The 24,364-nt window shown below is 54.8% G+C and carries 24 protein-coding genes and 1 pseudogene; 14 read left to right on the forward strand and 11 right to left on the reverse strand.

Features of this window, described 5'->3' with window-relative positions:
- The first annotated feature begins 23 nt into the window (after window positions 1-23).
- The gene (locus tag AB8615_RS05020; protein WP_409433830.1) at window positions 24-338 is read left to right on the forward strand and encodes a hypothetical protein; all 315 of its coding nucleotides are present in this window, start codon (window positions 24-26) and stop codon (window positions 336-338) included.
- Here the strand turns inward: AB8615_RS05020 and AB8615_RS05025 are convergent.
- Entirely contained in the window at window positions 327-1,478 is a 1,152-nt protein-coding gene (locus tag AB8615_RS05025; protein ID WP_409433831.1) for a CPBP family intramembrane glutamic endopeptidase, read from the reverse strand. The two genes, AB8615_RS05020 and AB8615_RS05025, sit on opposite strands and share 12 nt — an antisense overlap.
- 79 nt (window positions 1,479-1,557) lie before the next feature.
- Here AB8615_RS05025 and AB8615_RS05030 point away from each other — a divergent pair, with 79 nt between their 5' ends.
- Window positions 1,558-1,926, forward strand: a complete 369-nt coding sequence (locus AB8615_RS05030) for an Hpt domain-containing protein (protein WP_409433832.1) — start codon at window positions 1,558-1,560, stop codon at window positions 1,924-1,926.
- Between the two features lie 118 nt (window positions 1,927-2,044).
- Here AB8615_RS05030 and AB8615_RS05035 read toward each other — a convergent pair whose 3' ends face one another.
- Window positions 2,045-2,896: a hypothetical protein gene (locus AB8615_RS05035; RefSeq protein ID WP_409433833.1), complete on the reverse strand. Its 852-nt coding sequence runs from the start codon at window positions 2,894-2,896 to the stop codon at window positions 2,045-2,047.
- 218 nt (window positions 2,897-3,114) lie between these two features.
- Here AB8615_RS05035 and AB8615_RS05040 point away from each other — a divergent pair, with 218 nt between their 5' ends.
- From AB8615_RS05040 to pbpC, 3 genes are read left to right on the forward strand one after another with little or no spacing between them, the layout of a single operon-like run.
- On the forward strand, window positions 3,115-7,602 hold the full coding sequence (locus AB8615_RS05040; RefSeq protein ID WP_418152881.1) for an alpha-2-macroglobulin family protein: 4,488 nt from the start codon (window positions 3,115-3,117) through the stop codon (window positions 7,600-7,602).
- A gap of 11 nt (window positions 7,603-7,613) precedes the next feature.
- Window positions 7,614-8,033, forward strand: a complete 420-nt coding sequence (locus AB8615_RS05045) for a hypothetical protein (RefSeq protein ID WP_418152883.1) — start codon at window positions 7,614-7,616, stop codon at window positions 8,031-8,033.
- Window positions 8,034-10,070 (forward strand): penicillin-binding protein 1C, encoded by a 2,037-nt coding sequence (gene pbpC, locus AB8615_RS05050; protein ID WP_409433835.1) that lies wholly within the window; start codon window positions 8,034-8,036, stop codon window positions 10,068-10,070.
- Here the strand turns inward: pbpC and AB8615_RS05055 are convergent.
- Window positions 10,020-10,685: a uracil-DNA glycosylase family protein gene (locus AB8615_RS05055; RefSeq protein WP_418152885.1), complete on the reverse strand. Its 666-nt coding sequence runs from the start codon at window positions 10,683-10,685 to the stop codon at window positions 10,020-10,022. The genes pbpC and AB8615_RS05055 overlap by 51 nt on opposite strands.
- 13 nt (window positions 10,686-10,698) lie before the next feature.
- Here AB8615_RS05055 and kbl point away from each other — a divergent pair, with 13 nt between their 5' ends.
- Genes kbl through AB8615_RS05070 form a run of 3 tightly spaced genes read left to right on the forward strand, consistent with a single transcriptional unit; the run spans window position 10,699 to window position 13,615 of the window.
- The gene (gene kbl / locus AB8615_RS05060) at window positions 10,699-11,901 is read left to right on the forward strand and encodes a glycine C-acetyltransferase (RefSeq protein WP_409433837.1); all 1,203 of its coding nucleotides are present in this window, start codon (window positions 10,699-10,701) and stop codon (window positions 11,899-11,901) included.
- An 8-nt stretch (window positions 11,902-11,909) separates the two neighbouring features.
- On the forward strand, window positions 11,910-12,944 hold the full coding sequence (gene tdh, locus AB8615_RS05065) for an L-threonine 3-dehydrogenase (protein ID WP_409434133.1): 1,035 nt from the start codon (window positions 11,910-11,912) through the stop codon (window positions 12,942-12,944).
- On the forward strand, window positions 12,941-13,615 hold the full coding sequence (locus AB8615_RS05070; RefSeq protein WP_409433838.1) for a nitroreductase family protein: 675 nt from the start codon (window positions 12,941-12,943) through the stop codon (window positions 13,613-13,615). Before tdh ends, AB8615_RS05070 begins: the two co-directional genes overlap by 4 nt.
- Before the next feature lie 141 nt (window positions 13,616-13,756).
- Here AB8615_RS05070 and AB8615_RS05075 read toward each other — a convergent pair whose 3' ends face one another.
- Window positions 13,757-13,927: a CsbD family protein gene (locus AB8615_RS05075; RefSeq protein WP_409433839.1), complete on the reverse strand. Its 171-nt coding sequence runs from the start codon at window positions 13,925-13,927 to the stop codon at window positions 13,757-13,759.
- A 56-nt stretch (window positions 13,928-13,983) separates the two neighbouring features.
- A complete protein-coding gene (locus AB8615_RS05080; protein ID WP_409433840.1) occupies window positions 13,984-14,385 on the reverse strand; it encodes a host attachment family protein in 402 nt (133 codons plus the stop codon).
- Between the two features lie 126 nt (window positions 14,386-14,511).
- Here AB8615_RS05080 and AB8615_RS05085 point away from each other — a divergent pair, with 126 nt between their 5' ends.
- Window positions 14,512-15,780, forward strand: coding sequence for a multidrug effflux MFS transporter (locus AB8615_RS05085; RefSeq protein ID WP_409433841.1), 1,269 nt, complete (start codon window positions 14,512-14,514; stop codon window positions 15,778-15,780).
- A 3-nt stretch (window positions 15,781-15,783) separates the two neighbouring features.
- On the opposite strand, the gene AB8615_RS05090 is transcribed toward AB8615_RS05085, so the two are convergent.
- Window positions 15,784-16,257 (reverse strand): hypothetical protein, encoded by a 474-nt coding sequence (locus tag AB8615_RS05090; protein ID WP_409433842.1) that lies wholly within the window; start codon window positions 16,255-16,257, stop codon window positions 15,784-15,786.
- Between the two features lie 8 nt (window positions 16,258-16,265).
- Window positions 16,266-17,885 (reverse strand): annotated as a pseudogene (locus AB8615_RS05095) (long-chain fatty acid--CoA ligase).
- A 78-nt stretch (window positions 17,886-17,963) separates the two neighbouring features.
- On the opposite strand from AB8615_RS05095, the gene AB8615_RS05100 reads away from it, so the two are divergent.
- The 4 genes from AB8615_RS05100 to AB8615_RS05115 all read left to right on the forward strand — a co-directional run bounded on the left by AB8615_RS05100 (window position 17,964) and on the right by AB8615_RS05115 (window position 20,622).
- Window positions 17,964-18,938: a threonine ammonia-lyase gene (locus AB8615_RS05100; protein WP_409433844.1), complete on the forward strand. Its 975-nt coding sequence runs from the start codon at window positions 17,964-17,966 to the stop codon at window positions 18,936-18,938.
- Between the two features lie 114 nt (window positions 18,939-19,052).
- Window positions 19,053-19,883: a serine O-acetyltransferase gene (gene cysE / locus AB8615_RS05105; RefSeq protein ID WP_409433845.1), complete on the forward strand. Its 831-nt coding sequence runs from the start codon at window positions 19,053-19,055 to the stop codon at window positions 19,881-19,883.
- On the forward strand, window positions 19,880-20,098 hold the full coding sequence (locus AB8615_RS05110; RefSeq protein ID WP_409433846.1) for a DUF3126 family protein: 219 nt from the start codon (window positions 19,880-19,882) through the stop codon (window positions 20,096-20,098). Before cysE ends, AB8615_RS05110 begins: the two co-directional genes overlap by 4 nt.
- Window positions 20,098-20,622 (forward strand): gamma carbonic anhydrase family protein, encoded by a 525-nt coding sequence (locus AB8615_RS05115; RefSeq protein ID WP_409433847.1) that lies wholly within the window; start codon window positions 20,098-20,100, stop codon window positions 20,620-20,622. The genes AB8615_RS05110 and AB8615_RS05115 overlap by 1 nt, the downstream gene beginning before the upstream one ends.
- Before the next feature lie 16 nt (window positions 20,623-20,638).
- Here the strand turns inward: AB8615_RS05115 and AB8615_RS05120 are convergent, their stop codons facing one another.
- Window positions 20,639-21,190: a hypothetical protein gene (locus tag AB8615_RS05120; RefSeq protein ID WP_409433848.1), complete on the reverse strand. Its 552-nt coding sequence runs from the start codon at window positions 21,188-21,190 to the stop codon at window positions 20,639-20,641.
- Between the two features lie 55 nt (window positions 21,191-21,245).
- On the opposite strand from AB8615_RS05120, the gene AB8615_RS05125 reads away from it, so the two are divergent.
- Window positions 21,246-21,908 (forward strand): rhomboid family intramembrane serine protease, encoded by a 663-nt coding sequence (locus AB8615_RS05125; protein ID WP_418152889.1) that lies wholly within the window; start codon window positions 21,246-21,248, stop codon window positions 21,906-21,908.
- Here the strand turns inward: AB8615_RS05125 and AB8615_RS05130 are convergent.
- The 3 genes from AB8615_RS05130 to AB8615_RS05140 form a co-directional block, all read right to left on the reverse strand.
- On the reverse strand, window positions 21,905-23,140 hold the full coding sequence (locus AB8615_RS05130) for a hypothetical protein (RefSeq protein WP_409433850.1): 1,236 nt from the start codon (window positions 23,138-23,140) through the stop codon (window positions 21,905-21,907). The genes AB8615_RS05125 and AB8615_RS05130 overlap by 4 nt on opposite strands.
- Window positions 23,141-23,226: 86 nt before the next feature.
- On the reverse strand, window positions 23,227-23,838 hold the full coding sequence (locus AB8615_RS05135) for a patatin-like phospholipase family protein (protein WP_418152890.1): 612 nt from the start codon (window positions 23,836-23,838) through the stop codon (window positions 23,227-23,229).
- Window positions 23,765-24,118 (reverse strand): patatin-like phospholipase family protein, encoded by a 354-nt coding sequence (locus AB8615_RS05140; RefSeq protein WP_418152892.1) that lies wholly within the window; start codon window positions 24,116-24,118, stop codon window positions 23,765-23,767. The genes AB8615_RS05135 and AB8615_RS05140 overlap by 74 nt, the downstream gene beginning before the upstream one ends.
- Between the last annotated feature and the right edge of the window lie 246 nt (window positions 24,119-24,364).

The raw sequence follows: 24,364 nt of genomic DNA on the forward strand, positions 1-24,364 counted from the left end.
AATTTTCTAACCTTTGCTGTAACATGAGAATTGTTCAGGGGAAAGCCGCGAAGACGGCTCACCCGACAGGTGAATGGGAATTAATTATGGGCTGGAATACTCCGGCGCGCGACCGTGCGCGCCTATCTGAGGACGAGCGGAACTATTTGCGGGCAGGGCTATCACAGTCAGGCGCGAAGCTGCCGTTATTTGATCTAAGCGGGCAACGCATTGATCCAAAAGTGCAGCGGGCCTGTATCCAGAAGGGTTTATGCGAGCCGTGGTTTGCCAATCCGATGAAACCGGACTGGCTGGTCTGTCGCCTGACCGAAGCGGGCCGCGAGGCTTTACGCCGCTAGGGCGCTCTTCTGCCGCTGATTGATCCACCACATGATCGCGACGACAATCGATAAGATCACGATGGTCGCAATCGAATCCATGACAGGGTTTGCTTTGACTTGCCAAATAGACGGTGTTGGCAGGACGGAATTCTCGTAGTTCACAAACAGCGCCGCGAAGGTGTTGTTCCCCGCATGCACCCCAATCGCAGACTCAAGCCCGTCATCAATCAAGATCAGTAGGCAGGCGGCGAACCCAAAGAAGAAGTAACCGCTCATGACGATCGGCAATATACCGTCTTTTGCCCCTGCCAACGCTTCGGGGTTGGCCAAATGCATGGCCATGAACAGGGCGCTCGTAATCGTAAAAGCGACCCACTTATTTTTGAAAAAATGGATCAGCCCTTGGTTAAGATAGCCGCGAAAGATGATCTCCTCCGTCGCGGATTGGATCGGCAGCAAGAGCAGCGAGATCAGCGCGTATTTGAAAAACATGCCAGCATCAAAGACGAAACTCGGCGCGTTACCTGTGGCTAGGCTCAGGCCCATGCCTGCGGTGAACAATACGCCCCACATAACAAAGAACGCCGTAAAAGTGCGCTTCCAGCGGAACTTCGCAAAGCCTGTGTGAAGGGCAGTAATCGTGCGTTTATGAATGAATTTATAACCCAAATACAAGCCGACAAGCGCTCCAGGGAAGGTTAGCAGCATGAGGGCATAGGCTAGCGGGCTGCGGCCCAATAACTGGTTGAAAACTGCGTTTAACGCCTCGCCGCCTGACATCATGGGCGCGAGGCCGTAAAGCGAAATGAATGTGCCCGCGACACCTATTCCGCAAATGATGCCCGTGACGCGCTGCGCCGTGCCTGACGTGTTATAGCTGATCAACAACATCACGAAGGCCAAGACTGATGAGATCAAAAAGCCAAGGGTTGAAAACCCAAAACGCGCCATATCGACATCTGCAAAACCAGCCATAGCGGCGTCGTTAAATGCCGTGCCAAGTTCGGGATCAATGCCTGTTGCAATACTGCCAAAGCCAGATGTCAAAATGACTTGGCCGATGATCCATGTCATTAACATGCACCAAAATACAAGCGGCCACGTCCACCATTTGGAATTGCCGAGTTTGGTCTGTGCGAAGTAATTGAGGTGGGACATAGAACTCTCTTGGATAAAACTAACGGGCGATATGTGATTTGGGGGTAACATAAGCCATGAAAATGTCTAGAAAATCTATATGTCCGACGATTCTCCCGAAATAGATTTTGATCACTTGCGCCAATATGTTGGCAAGGATGCTGAGCTGACCCGCGAAGTGTTTGGCATGTTCCAAAATCAAGTCGATATGTGGGCGCGGTCTTTGACTGCGGATGCCGATGACGAAATTTGGGAAGCGGTGACACATTCGCTGAAAGGCTCGGCATTGGCCGTTGGTGCTATACGGCTGGCGGATTTATGCGAACGGGCAGAAGTATTAGTGGGCGCGGGTAACCGCCCGGGCGCGCGCGATGTGGCAGTCCAAAATATTGAATTTCGGATTTCCTGCGTCATCACAGAAATTCAGCGTTGGGAATATCGCGACAAGCTCGGCAAGCCGAACCTCTAACGCCTAACTTCCCAAAAAAGGCCATCACTCGTGCTGATGTGCGGCCAAAGAAAAAGGCCACTCATGATGAGCGGCCTCTTCCCGAGATCTGCGTGAACTCTAAGTCTAAGCGGTTAGCTTACGGTACGAACACTGTGTAAGTGACGTCCGCTTGCAAAGTGCCGACACCCATTGAGAGGTCATAGCCTTGCACACCAGCTGTCGCTGAATCGGCGTCCAGCGTGTAAACGCTGTTGATGCGAACTGACTGCTCAGCCAATGTACCGACAGTTGCAGCTGTTTTTTGCGTGCCTGTCATAACAGTTGTTGGCGCGGCGTTCAGTGTGCCGAGGTTTTCACCTGTCACTACTGTTCCAGGAACCTGTGCAGCTGAACCGAAAGCCAAGCCTCCGTCCGTGCCGCTTGGCGTGATGGACATATCAAGCGCGATATTGTCGTAGCTCATGGACGCGAAGTCACCATTTGCAGCCAAAGCAGAGCTTGTCGCTGAGATGTTGAACGCGGCGTTAGACGCAACGTAGAAGCTAGAATTATGTGTGCCGACCAAGCCGCCACCAATGTCAGTTGCGGCGTCGATGCCGAAAGCTGTCAGTGTGTCTGCTGCGTCGAGGACGCCAACTGTGCCTGCATCTGTGAAGACGCCGCCAGATGTTTCGCCAGTCACTGGATCAAATGTCGCTGCGCCAACGGCAGTCGCTGATCCTGGGATCGGGTCGAGTGTGCCAGTGACAACAGAATAGACGTCGCCTGCGATCAAATCAGCGCCGGCAGTGCCAGACGCTGGTGTCAGCAAGACAAAGTCAGACACGACAGGGGCTGTGCCAGAATTGGCAGCCGTATCAGTGCCGCCCCAGACGACAACAACGCCGAGGACTTGGAAGAATGGACGGTCGATAACAGACGCGTAAGCCGTGCTACCCATCAGCATGGCGGCCGCGCCGCCAGCAAGTGCTAGTTTTTTAAAAGACATGTTTTAGTTCCCAAAGTTACCCTGGTTCAGCCCAGGTGAAAAACCACCGTAGCGGAAGGGACTTTCGGTCACGTTTAGAGATGTGGTCAAAAATGGGTCAAAGATCATGGTTAATAGATTATGACCGCCATAATAACGTCGCGACATTCACTTTTTTGCGCCCCAATCCAGACAAGAATCACTGTAACAAAAGACAAGTCGTTTTTGAGGGGCGTGTTATGCGTAAATTTTTTCTAGGGCTTTTAGGGTTTATCGGCGTTTTTGGACTCGCGGGGTGGCTTGGCTACACGCTGTATTCAGGCAGCTATGATGCGCCGCGCCGCAGTGCCAATAAAGTGACTGACAGCGCCCCGCCCAGCGCAGTGGAAGACCTCCGTATTACGCCGACCCCTCGCAATACGCGCGACGCCGCTGCGCCAACAGAAACCCAATCTGATCCAGTGCTATCTTATTCAGGCTGGGAGGCGCGAGACCTCGGCGATCAGAGCCAAGCGTGTTTTACGTTCTCCTCTCGCCTTCAACCTGGTGCCGAAGTGGACTTGAAGTCCTACGTCGAGATCACGCCAAAGACGCCGTTCTCCCTCGCAATTTCCGACAGTGATTTGTGTGTCTTGGGATTAGATTACGCGAAAGAATATAATGTGGCACTTCTGCCAGGCCTAAAAGCCGTCAATGGCACGAAGCTGCAAATTCGCCGCGATGTTGAAGTAACCTTTGGCAATAAACCTGCCTTTATCGGTTTTACGGGCGAGGGCATCATTCTGCCGCGCACAGATCGCAGCGCTTTGGGAATTACCTCCATGAATGTCGATGCAATGGACCTGACGCTCTACCGCGTCAATCACCGTATTCTGACTCAGACATCGCCCAATAGCGGCGGCGGGGCTTTAGAAGGCGAATATAGCTACGGTTCTGATGCATGGGGCACGCGGGTCGAAGTTTGGTCTGGTAAGTTGGATGTGCAAAGCGTCAGCAACAAAATGATTACGACCGCTTTTGATCTGCAAGATAAGATCACCGATAAAGGCCCTGGCGCCTATATCATCGAAGCGAAACGCCACACGGAAGACGTGGAGGCAGGCCGCGGGGGCGGCACGCGCGTGGCGAGTGCGTGGCGCTGGATTATCTCAACCGACATGGCGTTGACGAGCTATCGCGGGGCGTCCGGCCTAACGGTGTCTGTGCGCTCAATCGACAGCGCGCGTTTGCAAAGCGGCGTGCGCCTTGATCTGGTCGCGCAGAATAATGAGAAGCTCGCCGAGATCATCACAGACGCCAATGGTCGGGCGTTCTTCGCGACGGCCCTGCTCGACGGCGGCGGCGCGCTGACGCCAAAAATGATTATGGCCTATGCCGAGAATGGTGACTACGCCGTGTTAGATTTATCGCGCAGCCCACTGGACTTGACCGCGCTGGACGTAACAGGCCGCACAGGCTCCGCGCCGATTGACGTCTATGCCTTTACAGAGCGCGGCGTCTACCGCCCTGGCGAAACTGTGCATTTGACCGCGCTCATGCGTGATCCAACCGCGCGCGCCAGCTTTGACCGTCCAGTAACAGTCACGATCAGCAAGCCCAATGGCTCCGAAGTCTCGCGCAAAGTCTTTGAAGGCAGCGACGCGGCGGGCGGAGTCGTTCTCGATTATGATGTGCCAAATGACGCCCCGCGCGGGCAGTGGTCTATCGGGTTTGACGCAGAAGGTCTGGGTACGATCCGCACAATCCAGTTCGGTGTCGAAGACTTCGTCCCGCAAAAATTACGCCTCGGCATCAAAGCGGACGAGACACCTTACCGTATCGGCGAAAAGCGTGAGATCATGCTGGATGCGCAATTTCTCTATGGGGCCGCTGGGCGTGGTCTGGCCGCTGAAGCAGAAGCTCGCATCCAAATTGATCCCAATCCGTTCCCTGACTTCAAAGACTATAATTTCGGCGACGTGAACAAAGCTTATCAAGAACAGCTTGTCATGCTCGACGAAGGCTTGACCGATGACGCAGGTGCCTTCGAATTGGCGCTCGATATTGACGGCCCCGAATTTCGCTCACCCCATCCATTGCGAGCGTTCGTTACAGCGGGCGTAGCCGAGCCAGGCGGACGATTTGTGCGCGATAGCATTTTCATCCCCGTGCGGTCTCAAGACAGCTATGTCGGGATCAAGCCTGGTTTTGATTACTACGCCGATAAATCCAAACCCGTCCCAATCAGCCTAATCGCGGTCAATGCGGCGGGCGCGCGTGTGGCGAAAACTGTGGAATGGACATTGGTCGAGGAAGACTATGATTACCATTGGTACCGTGAATATGGCCGCTGGCGCTACCGCCGCGATGTGCGTGATATTCCTGTCACCTCTGGCGAAATCCAAATCGGTGTAGACGCCCCCGCGCAGTGGTCCCGCCAACTGGGCTATGGTCGATACCGCTTGGACGTGACGACAGATGACGGCACCGCCAGCTACGGCTTTGGCGTAGGCTGGTCGCGCGGAAATTCCACAACGGACGCGCCAGACCGCATCCAAATCGGCGCACCATCCAAAGATATGACACCCGGCGAGCGTTTCACCATCACGCTCAACGCGCCCTATGCAGGTCGCGGAGATTTGGTAATCGCCAATGACACGGTGCAGTCCGTGCAGGCGATTGATATTCCCGCTGGCGCCTCTGAAATTTCGCTCCCGTTTAGTGAAGATTGGGGCCAAAGCGTCTATGCGATGGTCACGCTCTACACTGCGATGGGTGAGGAGGGCGCAGCCCCCAAACGTGCTGTCGGCCTCGCGCATATCTCGCTGGACCGCAGCGATCAGACGCTAAAAGTTGCGATCCAAGCGCCTGATAAAATTGCCCCGCGCCAGACCATCAATATCGGCGTGAGTGCAAACAACCTCCCGCGCGGGGAGAAAGCCTATGTCGTGCTGACCGCCGCCGATGAAGGCATTTTGCAAATCACGAAATATCCATCCCCAGACGCGCCCGGACATTACTTTCCAAAAAAAGCGTTCACGCTGGACGTGCGCGACGACTATTCCCGTATCCTCGATCCTTTCGCAGCGGGCGGGCAAATCCGTCAGGGCGGCGATAGCCTCGGCGGGGCGGGACTGACCGTTGTGCCAACCAAGACTGTTGTGCTGTTCTCTGGGCTTGTCCCGATGAAAAATGGTCGTGCCTCCATCCCCGTGGTCCTACCAGATTTTAACGGCGAGTTGCGCCTCATGGCGACAGCGTGGAGCAAAACTGCGATTGGTAGTGCGTCACAGCCGATGAAAGTCCGTGACGCTGTGCCTGCCAATCTGGCCCTGCCGCGTTTTCTCGCGCCAGGCGATAAAGCGATTGCGACAGTCGCGCTGGATAATCTTGACGGCGGCGCAGGGGAATATCTCGCGAGTATAAGCGCGGAGACTTTATCGATTGATGACGGCACAGCCGCGTTTGATCTGGCCCAAGGCCAGCGCGACCAAGCGATTATTCCGATAACGGGCGGGGCGCTTGGCATTGATACCTTGTCGCTATCTGTCAAAGGTCCGCAGAATTATACGCTGACATCGACATATCCGATCCAGACACGCGCCCCATATCGTGACGTGACGGATTACCAACTCACACGCCTCGCGCCGAATGAGAGCTACACGCTGGATCAAGACAGCTTTGCAGGATTTCTGCAGGGATCAGCGGAGTTTTCACTGAGCGTCGATACGCTGCCGGGCCTGACACCCGCACCGTTCCTCGCCGCCCTTCGCCGCTATCCTTACGGCTGTTCGGAACAAACCACGAGTGTCGCCATGCCGCTTGTCTTTGTGGAAGAACTGGGCGGTATTGAGGGCATGAGCAATGTCGAGCAACGCCGCCAAGTGCAGAAAGCGATCATCCGCTTGGTCGCTCGCCAAGATGCAGATGGGGCGTTCGGCCTGTGGAGTTCTGGAGACGGGAATGCGAGCCCTTGGCTTTCGCTCTATGTCACAGATTTCCTGATCAAGGCGGATTCCCGTGGATTTGATGTGCCTGAAGACGCGCTGAAGAAGGCGCTCAATGCAGCCAAGAAATTGTCGCGCATGGAGTATTACACCTCGCTCAACCTGAATTTCGAGGCCAGCAATCAATCGCAAGATCGTTTGCGCGCGGAGCGGGCGGCCTATGCGCACTATAACTTGGTCCAAGGTGGGCGGGGCGATATTGCCGCCATCCGCTATGTCCATGACGAGTTTGCAGACAAGATGCGCTCACCGCTCGCATTGGCACATCTTGGGGCCGCTTTGGAGGGCATGGGCGATATGCGTCGCGCAAAACTCGCTTACGGTCTGGCCGAAACGAAGCTCGGCGATGCAGATGAGGATGACTATTATGCGTCCGATATTCGCAACGCCGCCGCTGTGTTGGCTGTTGCGGGCAATACTGCGCCAGAGGGTGTGACCGCCCGCGTCATCAAATCCCTTGCAGGGCTCGATGCCTCTCGCACGAACACGCAAGAGAATAGCTATTTGGTGCAAGCCATGGCGAAGTTGAAGGCGAATACGGGCGATGTGTCAGTGAAAGCGGACGGTCTGACATTGTCCAATAATGCGCTGTCCTCTGTCGTTTCGCCGTCGACCCAAGGCACGATCACCAATACGGGCAGCGATCCCGTCTGGGTTAGCGTGTCGGTTCACGGTTCGCCCAAAACTGCACCCCCGCCAAAGAGGAAGGCTTCACGCTTTCCAAGACCGTCTATGACATGACTGGAAAAGCAATGGCTGCAAACACCCTCAAACACGGCGAGCGGGCCATCATTTTGATTGAAGCCAACCCGAAAGCTAGCCGTAGCTCCATGCTGGTCATCTCTGATCTCCTGCCCGCAGGCTTTGAGATTGAGACCGTGCTTGGCCCGAAAGACGGGACGCGTGAAGACGGCGAAAACGGAGCCTATGAATGGCTCGGTGAATTGACCAAACTCGATCTGGCCGAAGCCCGCGATGACCGATATGTCGCTTCGGCGCAGACCTATCGCTGGTATAATCGCAGCCCTGTTCGCACCGCCTATATAGTGCGCGCCGTGACGGCAGGCGATTTTGCCTTCCCTGGCGCGATGGTCGAAGACATGTATCGTCCAGAGCGTTTTGCGCGGACGGGATTATCACGCTTGACCATCACGCAGGGCGCGACCAACTAAATGCAACGCTGGCGAAAAATCGCCTATGGGGTCGGGATAAGCGTCGCGGCACTAGGCGCGATTTATTTTGCGCAGAGCCCTGTCAGTGATGAGGCGCTAGCGGACGTCTCGCCCGTCGTGCTCGACCGTCACGGCGCGTGGCTGACAGCGTTTGCGCTAGAAGATGGACGTTGGCGCTTTCCAGCCGACCTCGACACCATTGACCCAGCCTTTATCGAAGCGCTAGTCCAGATCGAAGATCGCCGCTTCGCAACCCATGTCGGTGTCGATATACCCGCCATTTTTCGGGCTGCGAAAGACTGGTATAAGCAAGGCGAGATCGTCTCTGGCGCGTCAACAATTACCATGCAACTTGTGCGGCAATATAAGCCGCGCCCGCGCACATTGCGATCTAAAGTTATTGAGAGCTTTGAAGCGCTGCGCTTTGAGCTTCATTTTTCCAAAGACGAAATCCTGTCCCAATATCTCACGCGGATTAGCTATGGTGGCAATATTGAGGGCATCGAAGCCGCCAGTCGGATTTATCTCGGCAAATCACCGCGTCACTTGTCGCCTGATGAAATTGCGCTGCTGATCGCGCTCCCGCAAGCGCCCGAAGCTCGCCGCCCTGACCGTCAAGCGGCTCACGCTAAGCGCGGCCGTGACCGCATCCTTGCCCGTCTTGAAGGGGCGGGGGTGTTGAGTGCGGAAGCGGCAAATGAGGCCAAGACATCGCCCATCCCGCTGACCCGATCAGAGCTGCCGCAAAATGCGTGGCTGTCTGCGCATTACATGGAGAAGACGGGCGCACAAACGGCGAGTTACATTGACCGTGTAATCCAAAATTCGCTGTCGCGGCATTTGGAAAGCTACGTTGCGCGCTACCCCAAAACGGTCAATGCTTCCGCCGTTATTGTGCATAACGCGACGCAGGAAATCCGCGCACATGCCGCCATTGGCGCTCGCGACCATGACGGCGGTTGGATAGATATGACGCGCCGCGTTCGCTCGCCCGGGTCAACGCTGAAACCCTTTGTCTATGGACTCGGTGCGGACGACGGAATTTTGGCGTTTGACAGCCTCGTCAAAGACGCCCCTTCGCGTTTTGGCAGCTACCAGCCAGAGAATTTTAACCGCCGCTATCACGGAGATGTAACCGTCTCGGAAGCGTTACAACACTCGCTCAATATCCCCGCTGTCGCAGTGCTGGACCATGTGGGCGGGCGGCGACTGCAAGCTGCGCTGATGGCGAGCGGGGCGAAGCTATCGCAGACGCGGTCGGAAAATCCAGACACGGGCCTCGCTCTCGCATTGGGCGGCACAGGTATGACAGCGCTCGATCTGGCATCGCTTTATGTCGCGCTGGCCAATGACGGGGAAGCGCGGCCTCTCCGTTGGCATAAAGATCAAGAGGCTGGCGGCATGGTGCGCCTGTTGACTGCCAAGACCGCTAATGAGTTAGTCGAAGTCATGGCGAAAGCGCCCGTGCCAGAGGGACATATTCCCGGCGATATTCTCGAAGGACGTCCCGCGATTGCTTATAAAACAGGCACGTCTTACGGCTTCCGCGATAGCTGGGCGGCGGGCATTGCTGGGGATTATACAGTCGTGGTTTGGGTCGGCCGCCCTGACGGCGCCCCGCGCCCAGGCGTAACAGGTCGCAAAGCGGCGGCGCCTTTGATGTTTGAAATAGTCGGCGAATTGGACGTGCCCAAAGTAAAAGCCATCCGCCAAGTGGAGTCGTCCGCGCGGCATGACCGTGTCTCCACGCCTGACGATATTGGCCCGCAGATTATCTTCCCCGCCAAGGATGCAGAAATCGCAGTCAAAGACTTCGGGCAAAAATCTCGCGGTGTGACGATCCTCGCTGAAACTTCACATGGCCCCGCGCGGGTTTATGTGAACGGCGATCCGATAGCGCAGCAGCGGGAGGGCTATATCTGGCGACCAGACGGGCCGGGGTTTTATCAACTGTCGGCGGTGGATCAGCGCGGTAAGATCACAAAGTCAGCCTTCCGCGTCCTGTCGCAAGACCAGATCATCGACGCGCCGTTTTAGCGTCTCCAACGCTTCTCCGAACCAGTCATGTCTCTTAATCCAGCCATTATTGCGCCAACTCGGATGCGGCAGGGGCATGACATTTGGGCCGTAATCACGCCAATGCCGCACCGTCTCTGTCAGCGTGCGATGTGCGTCGCGGCCTAAATATGCTTTCATCGCATACATTCCCACAAGCAGCGTCAGTTCAACTCCCTGTAAATGTGCGGTCAGCGGGTCTTGCCATAGCGGCGCACATTCTTTGCGCGGCGGTAAGTCGCCCCCGTGTTTGTCGTAACCTGGAAAGCAGAACCCCATCGGGGTAATCGCGAAATTATCTTCATTATAAAACGTGGCCGAATTGACGCCAAGCCATTCACGAAGGCGCGCGCCAGAGGGATCATAAAACGGCTCACCACTCTGATGCGCCAGATTGCCAGGGGCTTGGCTAATAATACGGATTTTAGATTGAGCAGTCCCGCGCACGATTGGATTTGGTGTGACGGGCAGGGGAGATTGGCTCTTTGCGCAGACCGTGCAGGCACGAATACGCGCTTTCAGGTCGGCAATATCAGAGTAGTTGGAAACTGTTTTCGTCATTGGCTTAATTAACGCATGATTTTGCGACAGGTTCATCCTAAAACACCTTATGAGCAAAACTTTTTATTCTGACATCAAAACTGAACTCCAGACGATAGAGGCGGACGGGCTGTATAAGCGCGAGCGCTTGATCACCAGTAAACAAGCCGCAGACATTGTGGTGACCGAAGACGGCACCTCTCGCGAGGTTATCAATTTCTGCGCCAATAACTATCTCGGCCTGGCTGACAGTCCTGAACTGATCAAAGCGTCTGAACGCGCGGTGGAGGAACACGGCTTTGGCATGGCATCCGTGCGCTTTATCTGCGGCACACAAGGGCAGCATCGCGAGTTAGAGCAGAAGATTGCCGACTGGCTCGGCTTTGAGGACAGCATACTTTATGCGGCGTGTTTTGATGCCAATGGCGGCGTGTTCGAACCCCTGCTGGGGCCAGAAGATGCGATCATTTCAGACGCCCTCAACCACGCCTCCATCATTGACGGCATCCGCCTGTGTAAAGCCAAGCGATACCGTTATAAAACGAGCGATATGAATGACTTAGAGGCGCAACTGAAAGCGGCTCGCGCTGATGGGGCGAGGCATGTTATGATTGCAACAGACGGTGTGTTCTCCATGGACGGCACGATTGCAAAGCTGGACGAGATCGTGGCGCTGAAGACGAAATATGACGCTTTGCTAATGGTTGATGACTGCCACGCCACAGGGTTTCTGGGCGAGGGCGGGCGCGGCACAGCAGCGTTTCGAGGGGTTGAGGGCGACGTGGACATACTCACGGGCACGCTCGGCAAAGCGCTAGGCGGGGCGATGGGCGGCTTTACCTGTGCGCGCCAAAGTGTGGTCGATATGCTGCGGCAGCGGTCGCGGCCATATTTATTCTCTAACTCGTTAGCCCCGTCATTGGTTGGCGCGAGCTTAACGGCGATTGATATAGCGACCAACGGCGATGATCTGCGCAACCAGCTATTTTCAAACGCCGAACGATTCCGTGACGGCATGACAGCGGCAGGATTTACCATCCCGCCAGGCGAACACCCGATCATTCCCGTCATGCTTGGCGATGCGAATGTCGCGCAGGAGATGGCGGCAAAATTGCTCGATGAGGGGATTTACGTCATTGGTTTCTTCTTCCCTGTCGTCCCCAAAGGCCAAGCCCGCATCCGCACGCAAATGAGTGCCGCCCATACATTTGACCACATCGACAAAGCCATCGCGGCCTTCACTAAAGTCGGCAAAGAGCTGGGCGTTATATGACCGATACGATGAAATGCCTCGTTAAAGCGAAAGCCGAAAAAGGGTTGTGGCTCGAAGAACGGGCTGTTCCAGAGATCGCGCCAGATGAAGTTTTAATCAAAATTGAGCGCACCGCGATTTGCGGAACGGATATGCACATCTACCGCTGGGATGAATGGGCGCAGAAAAATGTGCCCATCGGCCTTATCGTGGGTCACGAATATGGCGGGACGGTCGCAAAGATTGGCTCGACTGTGCGGCGCGTGAAAGTCGGGCAGCGCGTCACGGGTGAGGGGCATGTTGTCGGTACACGCTCTCGCAATGCACGCGCGGGGAAGTTTCACCTAGACCCAGATACCAAAGGCATTGGCGTCAACTTGCCTGGCGCGTTTGCAGAATACCTCGCACTGCCAGAGTTTAATGTTATCCCACTAAAAGACGATTTCCCGCTAGAGATCGCCGCGATTATGGACCCGCTGGGCAATGCTGTGCATACTGCGCTCGCCTTTGATCTGGTCGGGGAAGATGTGTTGATCACTGGCGCTGGCCCGATCGGGATTATGGCAGCGGCGGTGGCTGAGAAAGCGGGCGCACGACGCGTCGTTCTAACGGACGTCAATGATTGGCGGTTAGATTTTGCTCGCAAAGTCGCGCCGCGCACGCGCATGGTCAACACTTTGAACGAGCAACTGAAAACCGTCATGTCTGAAATCGGTATGAATGAAGGTTTTGATGTTGGCCTAGAGATGAGCGGTGCGGAGCCAGCTTTTAATCAGATGCTCGACACGATGTTAATGGGCGGAAGCATTGCGATGCTGGGAATTCCGTCTAAGCCTTTCCCTGTCGATTTTGGCAAAATTGTCGGCAAGGCGCTGACCGTCAAAGGGATTTACGGGCGGCAAATGTATGAGACTTGGTATAAAATGCTGGCATTGCTGGATAGCGGTTTGGACATGAGCCCGATGATTACAGACCGCTTTGCAGCCAAGGATTACCAGAAAGCATTTGACCTCATGGAGACGGGGAAGACCGGGAAGGTGATACTCGACTGGACGCAAATATGAGTGCGGAGCTTGTGCCGCTGATGGGGTATGAGGCAGTTTCGGAGGCCGATATGCGCGTGCGGGCGCAAGCGGTTTTGGATCAACTCTCGTCCCGCCGCACCATTCGTGATTTCGCTGATACACCTGTGCCGCGCGATATAATCGAGACTTGCATTAAAGCGGCGGCAACCGCTCCGTCTGGCGCGAACCATCAACCTTGGTATTTCGTCGCAATTTCTAATCCAGAGATGAAGCGCAAGATACGTGTGGCAGCAGAGGCGGAAGAAGCTGAGTTCTACGGGGGGAAAGCGCCTGATGAATGGCTTGATGCGCTCGCGCCGCTCGGCACAGATGCGAGCAAGCCTTTCCTCGAAACGGCGCCGTGGCTGATCGCTGTTTTCGCGCAGCGTCGCGGCGGAGAGCAAGCGGGGCAGGATAAGAAGAATTATTACGTCACGGAATCTGTGGGGCTCGCAACGGGTATGCTGATCACAGCGCTGCACAATGCAGGACTTGGCACCCTTACGCATACGCCAGCCCCGATGGGCTTCCTGCGCGATATTTGCGGACGTCCCAAAGATGAAAAGCCATTCGTTTTGATGGTGGTCGGTTACCCCGCCGACGATGCACACGTGCCGGCTCATGCAATGATTAAAAAGCCACTCGAAGATATCTCTGACTTTATCGAGTAATCGCGCACGAAAAAACCCGCCAGCCTCACGGCGCTGAGGGGGCGGGTCATTTTGCTGGCAAACCTATAAAAGGCGCCAGACGAGATGCTAGCCACTCGTGGAGTGTGCCAGACTTTTGTAATGTAACTTAGTTTTTATAGACTAGTCTTCGAGACGATCTTTGGCGTCGCCAATCGCGTCTTGAGCTTTGCCTTTAAGTTCTTGGGCTTTGCCCTTGGCTTGCATTTCTTTGTTGTCAAGCGCGTCGCCTGCAGCTTGTTTTGCTTTACCAGCAAGTTTGTTGGCTGCACCTTTGATGTGTTCGCTTTCCATAATATTCTCCTTCATGTGTGTTGTATTTAATCAATGCATGTGGCGGCATTTGGTTCCTAATCAATGGCTTTTGAAATTGATCTTTCGATGTCGTCAATGCTGCTATTGATGAGTGTCTTGTCGACTTCGTGCAGCATTTTTGCATTTACTTCGTCGTGGAGTAGCGGTCGTATTTCGCCGAGCGTGTTAGGATCAGCGCACAAAACAAGTTTCTGAAAGTCGCCAGCATGCGCCATGCTATAGAGCTTCTCTGCGATGATTTTTGAGAAGGTTGCTTCGTTCAGTTCTTGGTCGGACATATCGGGCGGGGTTTTGCCAGATGGGCCTTGATCGGCCAGATCACCCGGTGTCCAATGCCCATAGCTGCGTAATCCACCATCTTTCATCCGAAATAAATTGGCTTCTTCGCCTGATGCGACAACGACAAGTGTGTTGTGGGGTAATTTCAAATCGCTCATATATCTCTCCTGGTGTGCTTAGTAAATCTACGCCTTACTGCCTTAATCGTTGCATATCTGCAGACAGAGCCTCCTTAATTTGGTGTTGCATGGCGATGGGCGGAGGCGCATAGCCCCGTTCACATTATGACCGCTCCTGCCAACATATCCGCCTCGATCAAGCTGCCTATGCCGCGCTGGGAATTCGTGTGCATGGTCGCCTCTCTTATGGCGCTGAACGCCTTTGCGATTGACATCATGCTGCCCGCCATGGGCATTATCGGCGAGCATTACGGCGTGACGGGCAATCAACAGCAATGGCTGCTCTACAGCTATCTCATCGGATTTGGCGCACCGCAGCTACTCTTTGGGCCGATCTCAGACAGATTTGGGCGCAAGAATTTGTTGCGTATCTGCCTCGTCTTTTACGCCATTTTTGGCCTAGCTTGCATGTTGACGCATAGCTTTGCTTTGCTGCTGCTGATGCGCTTTTTACAGGGTATCTTCTCCTCTGGCGTGCGTGTCATCGCCGTTTCAATCGTGAGAGACCTCACGGCGGGGCGAGGCATGGCTAAGATCATGTCGCTTGTTATGACGATCTTTATGATCATCCCGATTATCGCGCCTGCCGTGGGGCAGGGCGTGATGATGGTCGCAGGATGGGAGTGGATGTTCGGAGTGCTAGGCATTGCGGCGCTGATGATTTTAGTTTGGGTGCAGTTGCGCCTACCCGAAACTCTCAAGCCCGAAGACCGCAGCGAGCTAAGCTTCAAGCGCGCGGGTGTTGCTTTCAAATCCGTTCTTACCACCCGTATGACCTTTGGTTACATGGCGGCGAGCGGCGTGATTTTCGGCGCGTTGTTCGCTTTCATTGCCGCCGCAGAGCAAATCTTTGACGAGGTCTTCGGTGTCGGCAAACGCTTTGCGATTTGGTTTGCGATTATTGCGGGCACTTTGGCGGTGGCGAACTTTGCAAATTCGATGATCGTTGAGCGCTTTGGGATGCGCCGCATCAGTCATATCGTGCTGATCTTATTTACGCTGCTGGCCTTCACGAATTTCCTCGTGATGACATATGCGGGTGAGAAACTGATCTACTTCCTGCCGCTCTTTGCCCTGACATTTGCTTGCTTTGGTATGCTCGGCGCGAATTTCTCCGCTATCGCAATGGAGCCACAGGGCAAGGTCGCGGGAACGGCCAGTGCAGTTTACGGCTTCTCAACAACGACTGTGGCCAGCGGGTTTGGCTATCTTGTCAGCTCAAGATTTGACGGCTCCGTTGCGCCAATCTTGCTTGGTTTCGTTGGGTTGGGTCTATTGTCCCTGACGATCATCCTGATAACCGAGCGCGGAATATTGTTTGAACGCGCAGCATCGCGCGGTGGGCGCCAAAGAGCTAAAGACAAGCGAGTCTAAGACTTAGCCATATTCATTGCGCAGAGCGTTCATGAAATCTGCCAGTTCTTGCGGGTTGCAACTCATCGGATCGATGGCCCCTGGGATAGGTATTTTTGAATTTTTCATATTCACGCTGACAAAGTTGTTTTTCCAAGAGAACAGGTTCTTTTTTCCAATGCGGGTCGTCCCAAAGGATTCCACATCTGACCAATTCACAAAATGCGAACGGTATAGAGCGCGCGTTTCAAAACCCTCTTGGGTTAACTTCAAATAAGCCGCATTCGGGAGGGCTTGGACGCCCAAAACTATCGCGCCAAGCCCAAATATGAGCCGCATAATTATGACGCCAGAGCTCACATCTTCTGCCGCGTAAAACGTCACCCACAGCATGAAAAGAAAGAAACCGCAGAAAAAAAGATATTTTGCGGGGATAGCGCGATATGTAATGGGAAGTTTAAAGCCCGACTGATCGGGCTTTAAGGACGGTTCAGTCATGTCCGTCTTTATTTCGTATAGTGGTCTTTATAGACTTCCTTCAGCTCCCGCTTGAGGATTTTGCCTGTTGCGCCGAGGGGAAGTTCGTCTTGGAAGACGATCTCATCAGGCAGCCACCATTTCGCGCATTTCGCGGTGATGCACTGCTTAATTTCGTCAAGGTCAGGCGATTTTCCAGGCATGGCTTGGACGATCAGGAAGGGGCGCTCTTGCCACTTTTCATGTGCGATCCCGATACAGGCGGCCATGGCGACCTCTGGATGATCAGCGGCAGCGTTTTCAACTTCGATTGAGCTGACCCATTCACCGCCTGATTTGATGACATCTTTCGAGCGGTCCGTGATTTCCATGTAACCGCGCGGGTGAAGTTTCGATACGTCGCCTGTGGCAAACCAACCGTCATCGGTGAAGCTATCCGAGCCAGCCCCTTTGAAGTAGCCACTGGCAATCCACGGAGCCGCGCACTTGGAGGTGGCCTTCCGCTTCGCCGTCCTGTGGCAAGATATTGCCTTCATCATTAACGATACGCATATCGACGCCAAATATACGACGCCCCGCATAGAGCTTGTCTTGGACCGTGCTGTCATAGTCCGACAAATCTGTGCCAGGATAAGGACAATAGGTGCTGCCGAGCGGTGATGTTTCCGTCATGCCCCAACCTTGCTGCATCGGGATGCCGAGGTCTTGCTCATAAGCACGGAGCAGGCTCTCGGGCAGGGCGGACCCGCCGACGAGGGCTTTCTTGACTGAACTCAGATCAATATTATTGGCTTTGGCGTGGTTATAAACACCGAGCCAGACTGTCGGCACACCCGCCATCAGTGTTACGCCCTCTTGCGTAATCATTTTGCACATATTCGCGCCGTCTAGGCCTGGCCCAGGCATGACGAGTTTCGCCCCAACCATAGCGGCCGAATAGATAAGGCCCCAAGCGGAGACGTGGAACATTGGGACCACAGCCAAGATGACGTCATTACTGCCGCCGCCGATCACGTCCATAAAGCAACCCGCCATAGCGTGCAGGATCGTGGAGCGGTGGGAATAGAGAACGCCCTTCGGGTCGCCCGTCGTGCCAGATGTATAGCACAATGTGCAGGCCGTATTTTCGTCAAACCGCTCCCACTCGATCGTGTCAGGATGGTCGCTGATAAAGCTCTCATAGTCTTGCACGTCGGTTTTATAATCAGGCATGCCCGCTTTGTCGGTCATGCAAATCCATTTTTTAACTGTGGGGCAGGCAGCGGACACGCCGTCAATGATAGGGCCAAATGTTGTGTCAAACATCAACATCGTGTCTTCGGCATGATTGACCATCCACGCGATTTGTTGAGGTTTGAGGCGAGGGTTGATCGTATGGACAATCGCGCCGATCGAGCTGACAGCGTAGTAGATTTCTATGTGGCGATAATTATTCCACGCAATCGTTGCCACGCGGTCACCTTTTTTATGCCAGCCGCCAGCAGTGCGTTTGCTAGCTTCCGCGTCCGCTTTGCACAATCCGCCCAATTATAGCGATGCTCTGACAGATCGGCGTTAAGGGTGTAGATCTCGCGATCTTTGTGAACGGTGGCGGCGTGCTCGATCAGGTCACTGATCATAAGCTCGTGCTGCATCATAAGGCCTTGCATGGGCATCTCCCCGGAGAAAATTGTTTTTGTTATATCTCTATTTCCACCTAATAGAACCATCGTCAACAGGAGTCCGTCATGTCAGTCCCACCCAAATTTGAAGATGTGCTATTCGCAGCAGAACGATTGGACGGTCACGCGCGCAAAACCGAGCTACTACGCTCCGACATCATCGATGACATGACGGGAAAAACTGTCTGGTTTAAGCCCGAATGTTCGCAGAAGGTTGGGGCGTTCAAATATCGCGGGGCGTTTAACCGCTTATCCGCAATGACCGCGGCAGATCGCGCCAAAGGCGTCGTCGCTTACTCTTCTGGCAATCACGCGCAGGGTGTCGCGCGGGCGGCCAAGGAACTCGGCATCTCTGCGATTATTGTCATGCCCGAAGACGCACCCAAAGTGAAAGTTGACGGCGTGATCGCGGATGGGGCGGAGGTTATTTTCTATGATCGCACGACTGAGAGTCGCGAGGAGATCGCAGATCGCATCGCCGCCAAGAAAGGCCGCACCATAGTCCCGTCCTTTGACGATCCCTACATCATCGCAGGGCAGGGCACAGTGGGGTTGGAAGTGGCGCAGTCAGGCATCGACTTTGACGCGCTGATTACCTGTATCGGCGGCGGCGGATTGTGCGCAGGCATCAGCCTTGCCATGAACAAACTGTCCCCTGCGACGAAGATTTACGGCGCAGAGCCGCAGAATTATAACGACCACCAAATGTCCCTAGAGGCAGGTGCGCGGGTGCGTCTCAAATCCACGCCGCCAACACTCTGCGACGCGCTGATGACGCCGATGCCTGGTGCCTTGACGTGGCCGATCAACTCGCAATCGCTCTCAGCTGTTTTCGCCGTAACAGACCTAGAATGTCTGCAAGCTATGGCCATCGCCAAACGGGAATTGGGTGTGCAACTGGAACCAGGCGGCGCTGTCGCCATGGCCGCCTTGCTCGGCGGGGCGATGAAAGACGATGCTGCGCAGACGATTTGTATCATTTTGTCAGGCGGAAATGTCGATCCAGAGGTCGCCGTGCGGGCCGATGCTTTGCGGATTTAGCAAGAGCGTATGGCATCCATTCGAGCAAATTTCTGATTATTTATTTGGAATTCGCGGCTGACACCCCTATTTACTGCCCATACGCGAGCGGTGATCGCTGGCAAGGAGGCCGATATGGGCAACTTAAATCTCGCAGCGGATAGCAATCCTGACATCTGTGTTTGGTCGAGGCTAAAGCAAGAAGCGGCCGCGTACGCGACGAAGGAATTGGCATTGTCATCGCTGCTACACGCCACGATCTTGGATCAAGAAAACCTTGGCAGTGCCCTCGTCAATCACTTGGCAGAGAAGCTAGCGACCCCTGATTTGTCGACGCTCAAGCTTCGTAAAGTGCTGGCCGAAGCGATAGAGGCCGATCCGACGATTGTCGAATATGCGGCCAAAGACTTGCTCGCCGTGAAAGAACGCGACCCCGCTTGCACCAGCTTTTTACAAGCATTTTTATATTTCAAAGGTTTTATGGCGATCCAGACGTTTCGCCTGTCCCACGCGCTCTACAATTCTGGCCGTGATCTGTTCGCCTTTCATTTACAGAACCGCGCCTCAGAACAATTTGGTGTCGATATCAACCCCGCCGCCCGCATTGGTCACGGCATTATGCTGGATCACGCGACAGGTTTCGTAATGGGCGAGACGGCTGTGATCGGGCATGACTGTTCGATCTTGCATGGCGTCACATTGGGTGGGACAGGGAATTTGGACGAAGATCGTCACCCAAAAGTCGGGAATAAAGTCCTGATCGGAGCCAATGCCGCTGTCCTCGGCAATATCAAAATCGGAGACGGCGCAAAGATTGCTGCAGGTTCCGTTGTTCTGAAAGCTGTGCCCGCAAATTGCACAGTCGCTGGCGTGCCCGCCAAACCCGTGGGCGGCCCGTGCTGCGGCAACCCTGCGAGTTCCATGGACCAGACATTCGAAAATCAAGCATTAGGAGAGGCCAAATGAGCCCCGAACAAATCACCCAAGTCCGTAATTATCTCTGCTCCCGCTTCGGCACAGAAGGCATTACGATTAAGCCGCGCAAAGTCGCTGACAGCGTGGAAGTCTACCTGAATGATGAAATCCTTGGGCTTCTATATATCGATAATGAAGACCCCAACGATATTTCTTACGACCTGAATATCTCGATCTTGCAACAAGATCTCGACGACCACGCATAATGGCAATTTATAAGCTCGGTTCTGTCACACCCGATATAGACCCCACCGCGTGGGTTGCGCCCAATGCGCAAGTCATGGGGAATGTGAAATTGGCCGAGCAAAGCTCTGTCTGGTTCGGGGCCGTGCTGCGCGGGGATAACGACCTTATCTCGGTTGGTGCGCGCTCGAATGTGCAAGATAACTCTGTGCTGCACACGGACCCTGGCATGCCGCTGGACATTGGCGAAGACGTCATTATTGGTCACCAAGTCATGCTGCATGGCTGCACGATTGGAAATAATACGCTGATCGGAATTGGCGCAACGGTGCTGAACGGGGCCAAGATCGGTAAGAACTGCCTGATAGGCGCGCATGCTTTGATCACAGAAGGCAAGGAAATCCCAGACGGCTCTATGGTTGTCGGCGCCCCCGGCAAAGTTATTCGACAGCTATCGGAGCAGCAGATCGCTTTTTTAAAGATCAATGCGGACGTTTATGTCGCCAATGCCAAACGCTTTGCCGCTGATTTGGAGCAGATCGGGTAGGATCAACTTCCCCGCTTTAGCGATCAATATCCCAAAGCGCTTGCACGCGGCGGTCCATATCTGCGCCGATATTAAACCACGACATACGGTTTTCGAAACTATCGAGGATAAACAAGCGGTCATCTGCGTTGAGCGGCTGGCTCAAAATATTGCGTAACTCATCCGCTGTCGCCGCCGCCTGCAAGAGCCAGAGCGTATCGCCAATCCGTTCAACCTGACCGAGACCCTGCAGCGTGCGCAGAAAGTCCATACCTTTGCCCGACCGTATTTCAGCCATGACCATGAAGACTGATTTTTTGGCCGTGGGTTGAGGCGCAGCAGGCTCCGCATTTTTCTGTTGATTATCAGGGGTTTGCGATAACCAGTTCATCAAGCTAGGGTCCGCACTCACGGGACGGAAGTCTTGCGTTGGGTTTTGCGAAATCAGCGATTGCGCCGTCACCCGACCCTCGCACATATATTGCCACAGAATTTGATCTGTGAACGGCCCATATGCTTGCGCATCGACCTGAATATACCACTGCCGCGTGGCAGGTTGGGTTTGATGGATATGCGACTGTCCGTTCATATGCTTATATGCCAGTGATTCTATCCAAAGCGGTAGTCAGCAAATAAGGTTAGCCATGACATATGAAAATCGCGAACCTATGTTCAATTTTTCTGAACCCACCCCCGTCTATTGGGCTGCGATTATGGTGGTGATCGAAGTTTTGACGATTTTCGCGGTCGAGTCGCTTGGCAATTTGCTGGCCACATATGGCATTATGCGCCCGTTCGGCACGATGCCGCTCGGGCCGCAGATCATCTCTCTGCTGGGGCACGGGTTTTTGCATAGCGGCTGGGCGCATGTGTTGATGAATTCGCTCTTCGGTATTGTGTTCGGTATTGTGACCATTCGCGGGGCGAAGGTTCTCGCCACGTCACGCGGTAAGCGTAGCTCTGGCGCAGGGGCGTTTTGGCTGATCTTTCTGCTCGGCGTGATTGGCGGCGGGGTCGCGCAATGGCTGGTGTGGAAAGTTATGGGTACGACAAGTGCAGCGATGGTCGGCGCATCTGGCGGCGCATCAGCTTTATTCGCGGCCGCGGGCTGGGCCATGGGCGGCCGCGCGCAAATGCTACAATTCGGGCTAGGCTGGGCGATTGTGAATGTGGTGCTAGTGGTTGCGGCGCCGATCCTTGGCACGAATGTATCATGGGCGGGACATATGGGCGGTTACGCAGCGGGCATGGTCATCGCGCCATTGCTGGTTCGCGCCAATAGCACAGGTTTCAGCGTCTTGCGCTAGGCGTCACTTAAGCTGCGGCCTGCAACCAGCCCGCCAATCGCCAGCGCGCCAATCAGGCTGAGGACCGCGATTACGGCAAAATCAAAACTCGCCATAACAGGCTGAAAAATAAGCAGACCTTGCAAGCCAAAGACAATCGCACCAAGAATGACAAAGGCGAATTGATTGCGGCGTAGGCCGTTGACGATCATCCCAATCGCACTGGCAATGATCGCAGCCCCGATCACCAAACCAAAGCTCGGCACGGCGCTCAGCCCTGGAATTTCAGCAAATACTTGATCAATGATGTCGGGGCGAGAGACGCTAAAAGGCAGGATCAAGCTAACGGCGCTAACAATGAAAATGCCGAGCGCACTGATTTTGTGGGCGCGGTAACGCATGAGGCTACTGACTAAAATCGCCAGAGCGCAGAGGCCTACACCCCAAATCCATAGCGCAGATAAACGCCCATCGGTCAAATTGGCGTGAGGTTCAAAATCCAGCCAATGATATTGCACCATAGCGGCGCCAGCTATCGCAATGATCCACCCGATCAGGCTGTGCGCATCTGCGCCGAAATGATCGCGGTCTTTGGCCGCTTTGCCGAGGCGATGTTGCGCCACGCCCAACATGAAAATCAAACTGCCCAAAGCGGCTGCGGGCAGGGCCGCATGAAAGGCCAGCAAAGCACACCAGACTGCGGCCAAAACCCCTGCAATCACGAAACTGCGGCGGGAGCGAAGATCAGTCGCTGCCCAAAGCTGCCCCAATGCGATGAGCGGTATAATAGCGCCCCAAGCGGGCGGGGTCAGGGCTTGACCTTGAAAGAGGGGGAGGATCGATAATCCCGCCCAGCAGGCACTCCCAAACAGGCTAAACATGATTGGCATGAGCGAGCGCGAACCCGCGTAAAATAACAGCCCGATAATGCTATCCAGCGCGAGAATATCGAAGAGGGTCAGCATGATGTCTTGAGATGCGGCAAATATCACAATAGCGGCGGTCAGCGCGATCATAGTCAGTAATAAAGCAATCTCTTTGAGCTTTGAGGGGGCGACTGTTTTGAGTGATTGGCGAGGGAGTTGGGTCGGCTTGGTTGAATAATATGTTGTGGGTGTGCCGCGGGCTGCAGTGGCGAAGGCAGGGCGAGAGGCGGCGAGACGCTGCGGGCGCGCTATACCGCGTTGCCCGACACGCCGCGCATATCGCGGAGAATTGTCATTCGCTGACTTGATGCGGTGCGTTTTTCCCATTCCATCCTGTTAGGGTGATCCGTAGGCGCTCGCTAGTTCGCTCCCGCGTCAGGGGAGTTTTGCGGCGAGAATGTGACCAGAGGTCGCTATTGACGCGGAATATCGCTGGCTGACCCACTCGGCATTTGCCCTAAAACGTCCATGACGGACTTAATCAGCGGAATTTCGTGCTGCATGGCGCGGTAGCCCCGCTCGATCAACTCGTCAGCCTTGGTAAATTCCAACATGCCGATGTGACCGATTCGCGGCGCCACAAACACATCTGGCGGATCACCAGCTAGGCGGGAGCGCGAGATACGGTCCATAACAATGTTCAATGTCCCCATCATAACAGAGCCCATCTTCGGCGATTTCCCTGGCGTCACATTGCCGATCATGGACTTTAGTAGCAGGCGATCTGGCCGCAGCTTGTTCAGTGATTGGCTGGCGAGTTCGAAGGGATCAACCGTGTCGTCATCGTCTTCGTCCATATTGATTTCGTGTGACGTTCCGATGGGCCCGAAAGCATCACCGTTCAGGCTGACTGCGATCACCATATGCGCGCCCAAGGCGCGACATGCTGATACTGGCACGGGGTTCACCAATGCGCCGTCAATCATATACCGACCGTCGATTTTCACGGGTTCAAACGCGCCGGGCAGGGCATAGGAGGCGCGCACGGCGGGAACAAGCGGGCTCGCGCTGCAACCAGACTTCATACCCTGTCCTGAGGTCGCATGTGACAGCGGCGAAACGGCGGTCGAGGTCTTCGATACGTATGTCGCCCATATATTTTTGCAGCGTCCGCGCAAGGCGTTCACCGCGCATAAAGCCTGACCCGCCCCAGCTAACGTCCATATATCCCATGACGCGGCGACGATTGAGCGATCGTGACCATTTTTCTAGCACGTCCAGACGGTCTGCCAGATAGGCGCCGCCTACAACTGCGCCGATAGACGTGCCCGCGATGATGTCTGGCTTGATGCCAGCCTCGATCAAGGCGCGCAGCGCGCCGATGTGCGCCCACCCGCGCGCAACTCCGCCGCCGAGTGCAAGTCCGAGGGGGCGCGACCGCCGCCCAATGTCTGGCTATCTAATCTCATGCTTAACGCTTAGCGAGCGATAGTCAGAGCGGCAAGCCTTTCTCGATGGCAAGCCTTAACCGATGTGAACGAATTTTGAACGCACTATTCAGGGTTGACACATCTGCGTTAGCCTAACAGATCGAAAAGCAGACACAGACAT

This window comes from Litorimonas sp. RW-G-Af-16, from assembly GCF_048319245.1.
Classification (GTDB): domain Bacteria; phylum Pseudomonadota; class Alphaproteobacteria; order Caulobacterales; family Maricaulaceae; genus Litorimonas.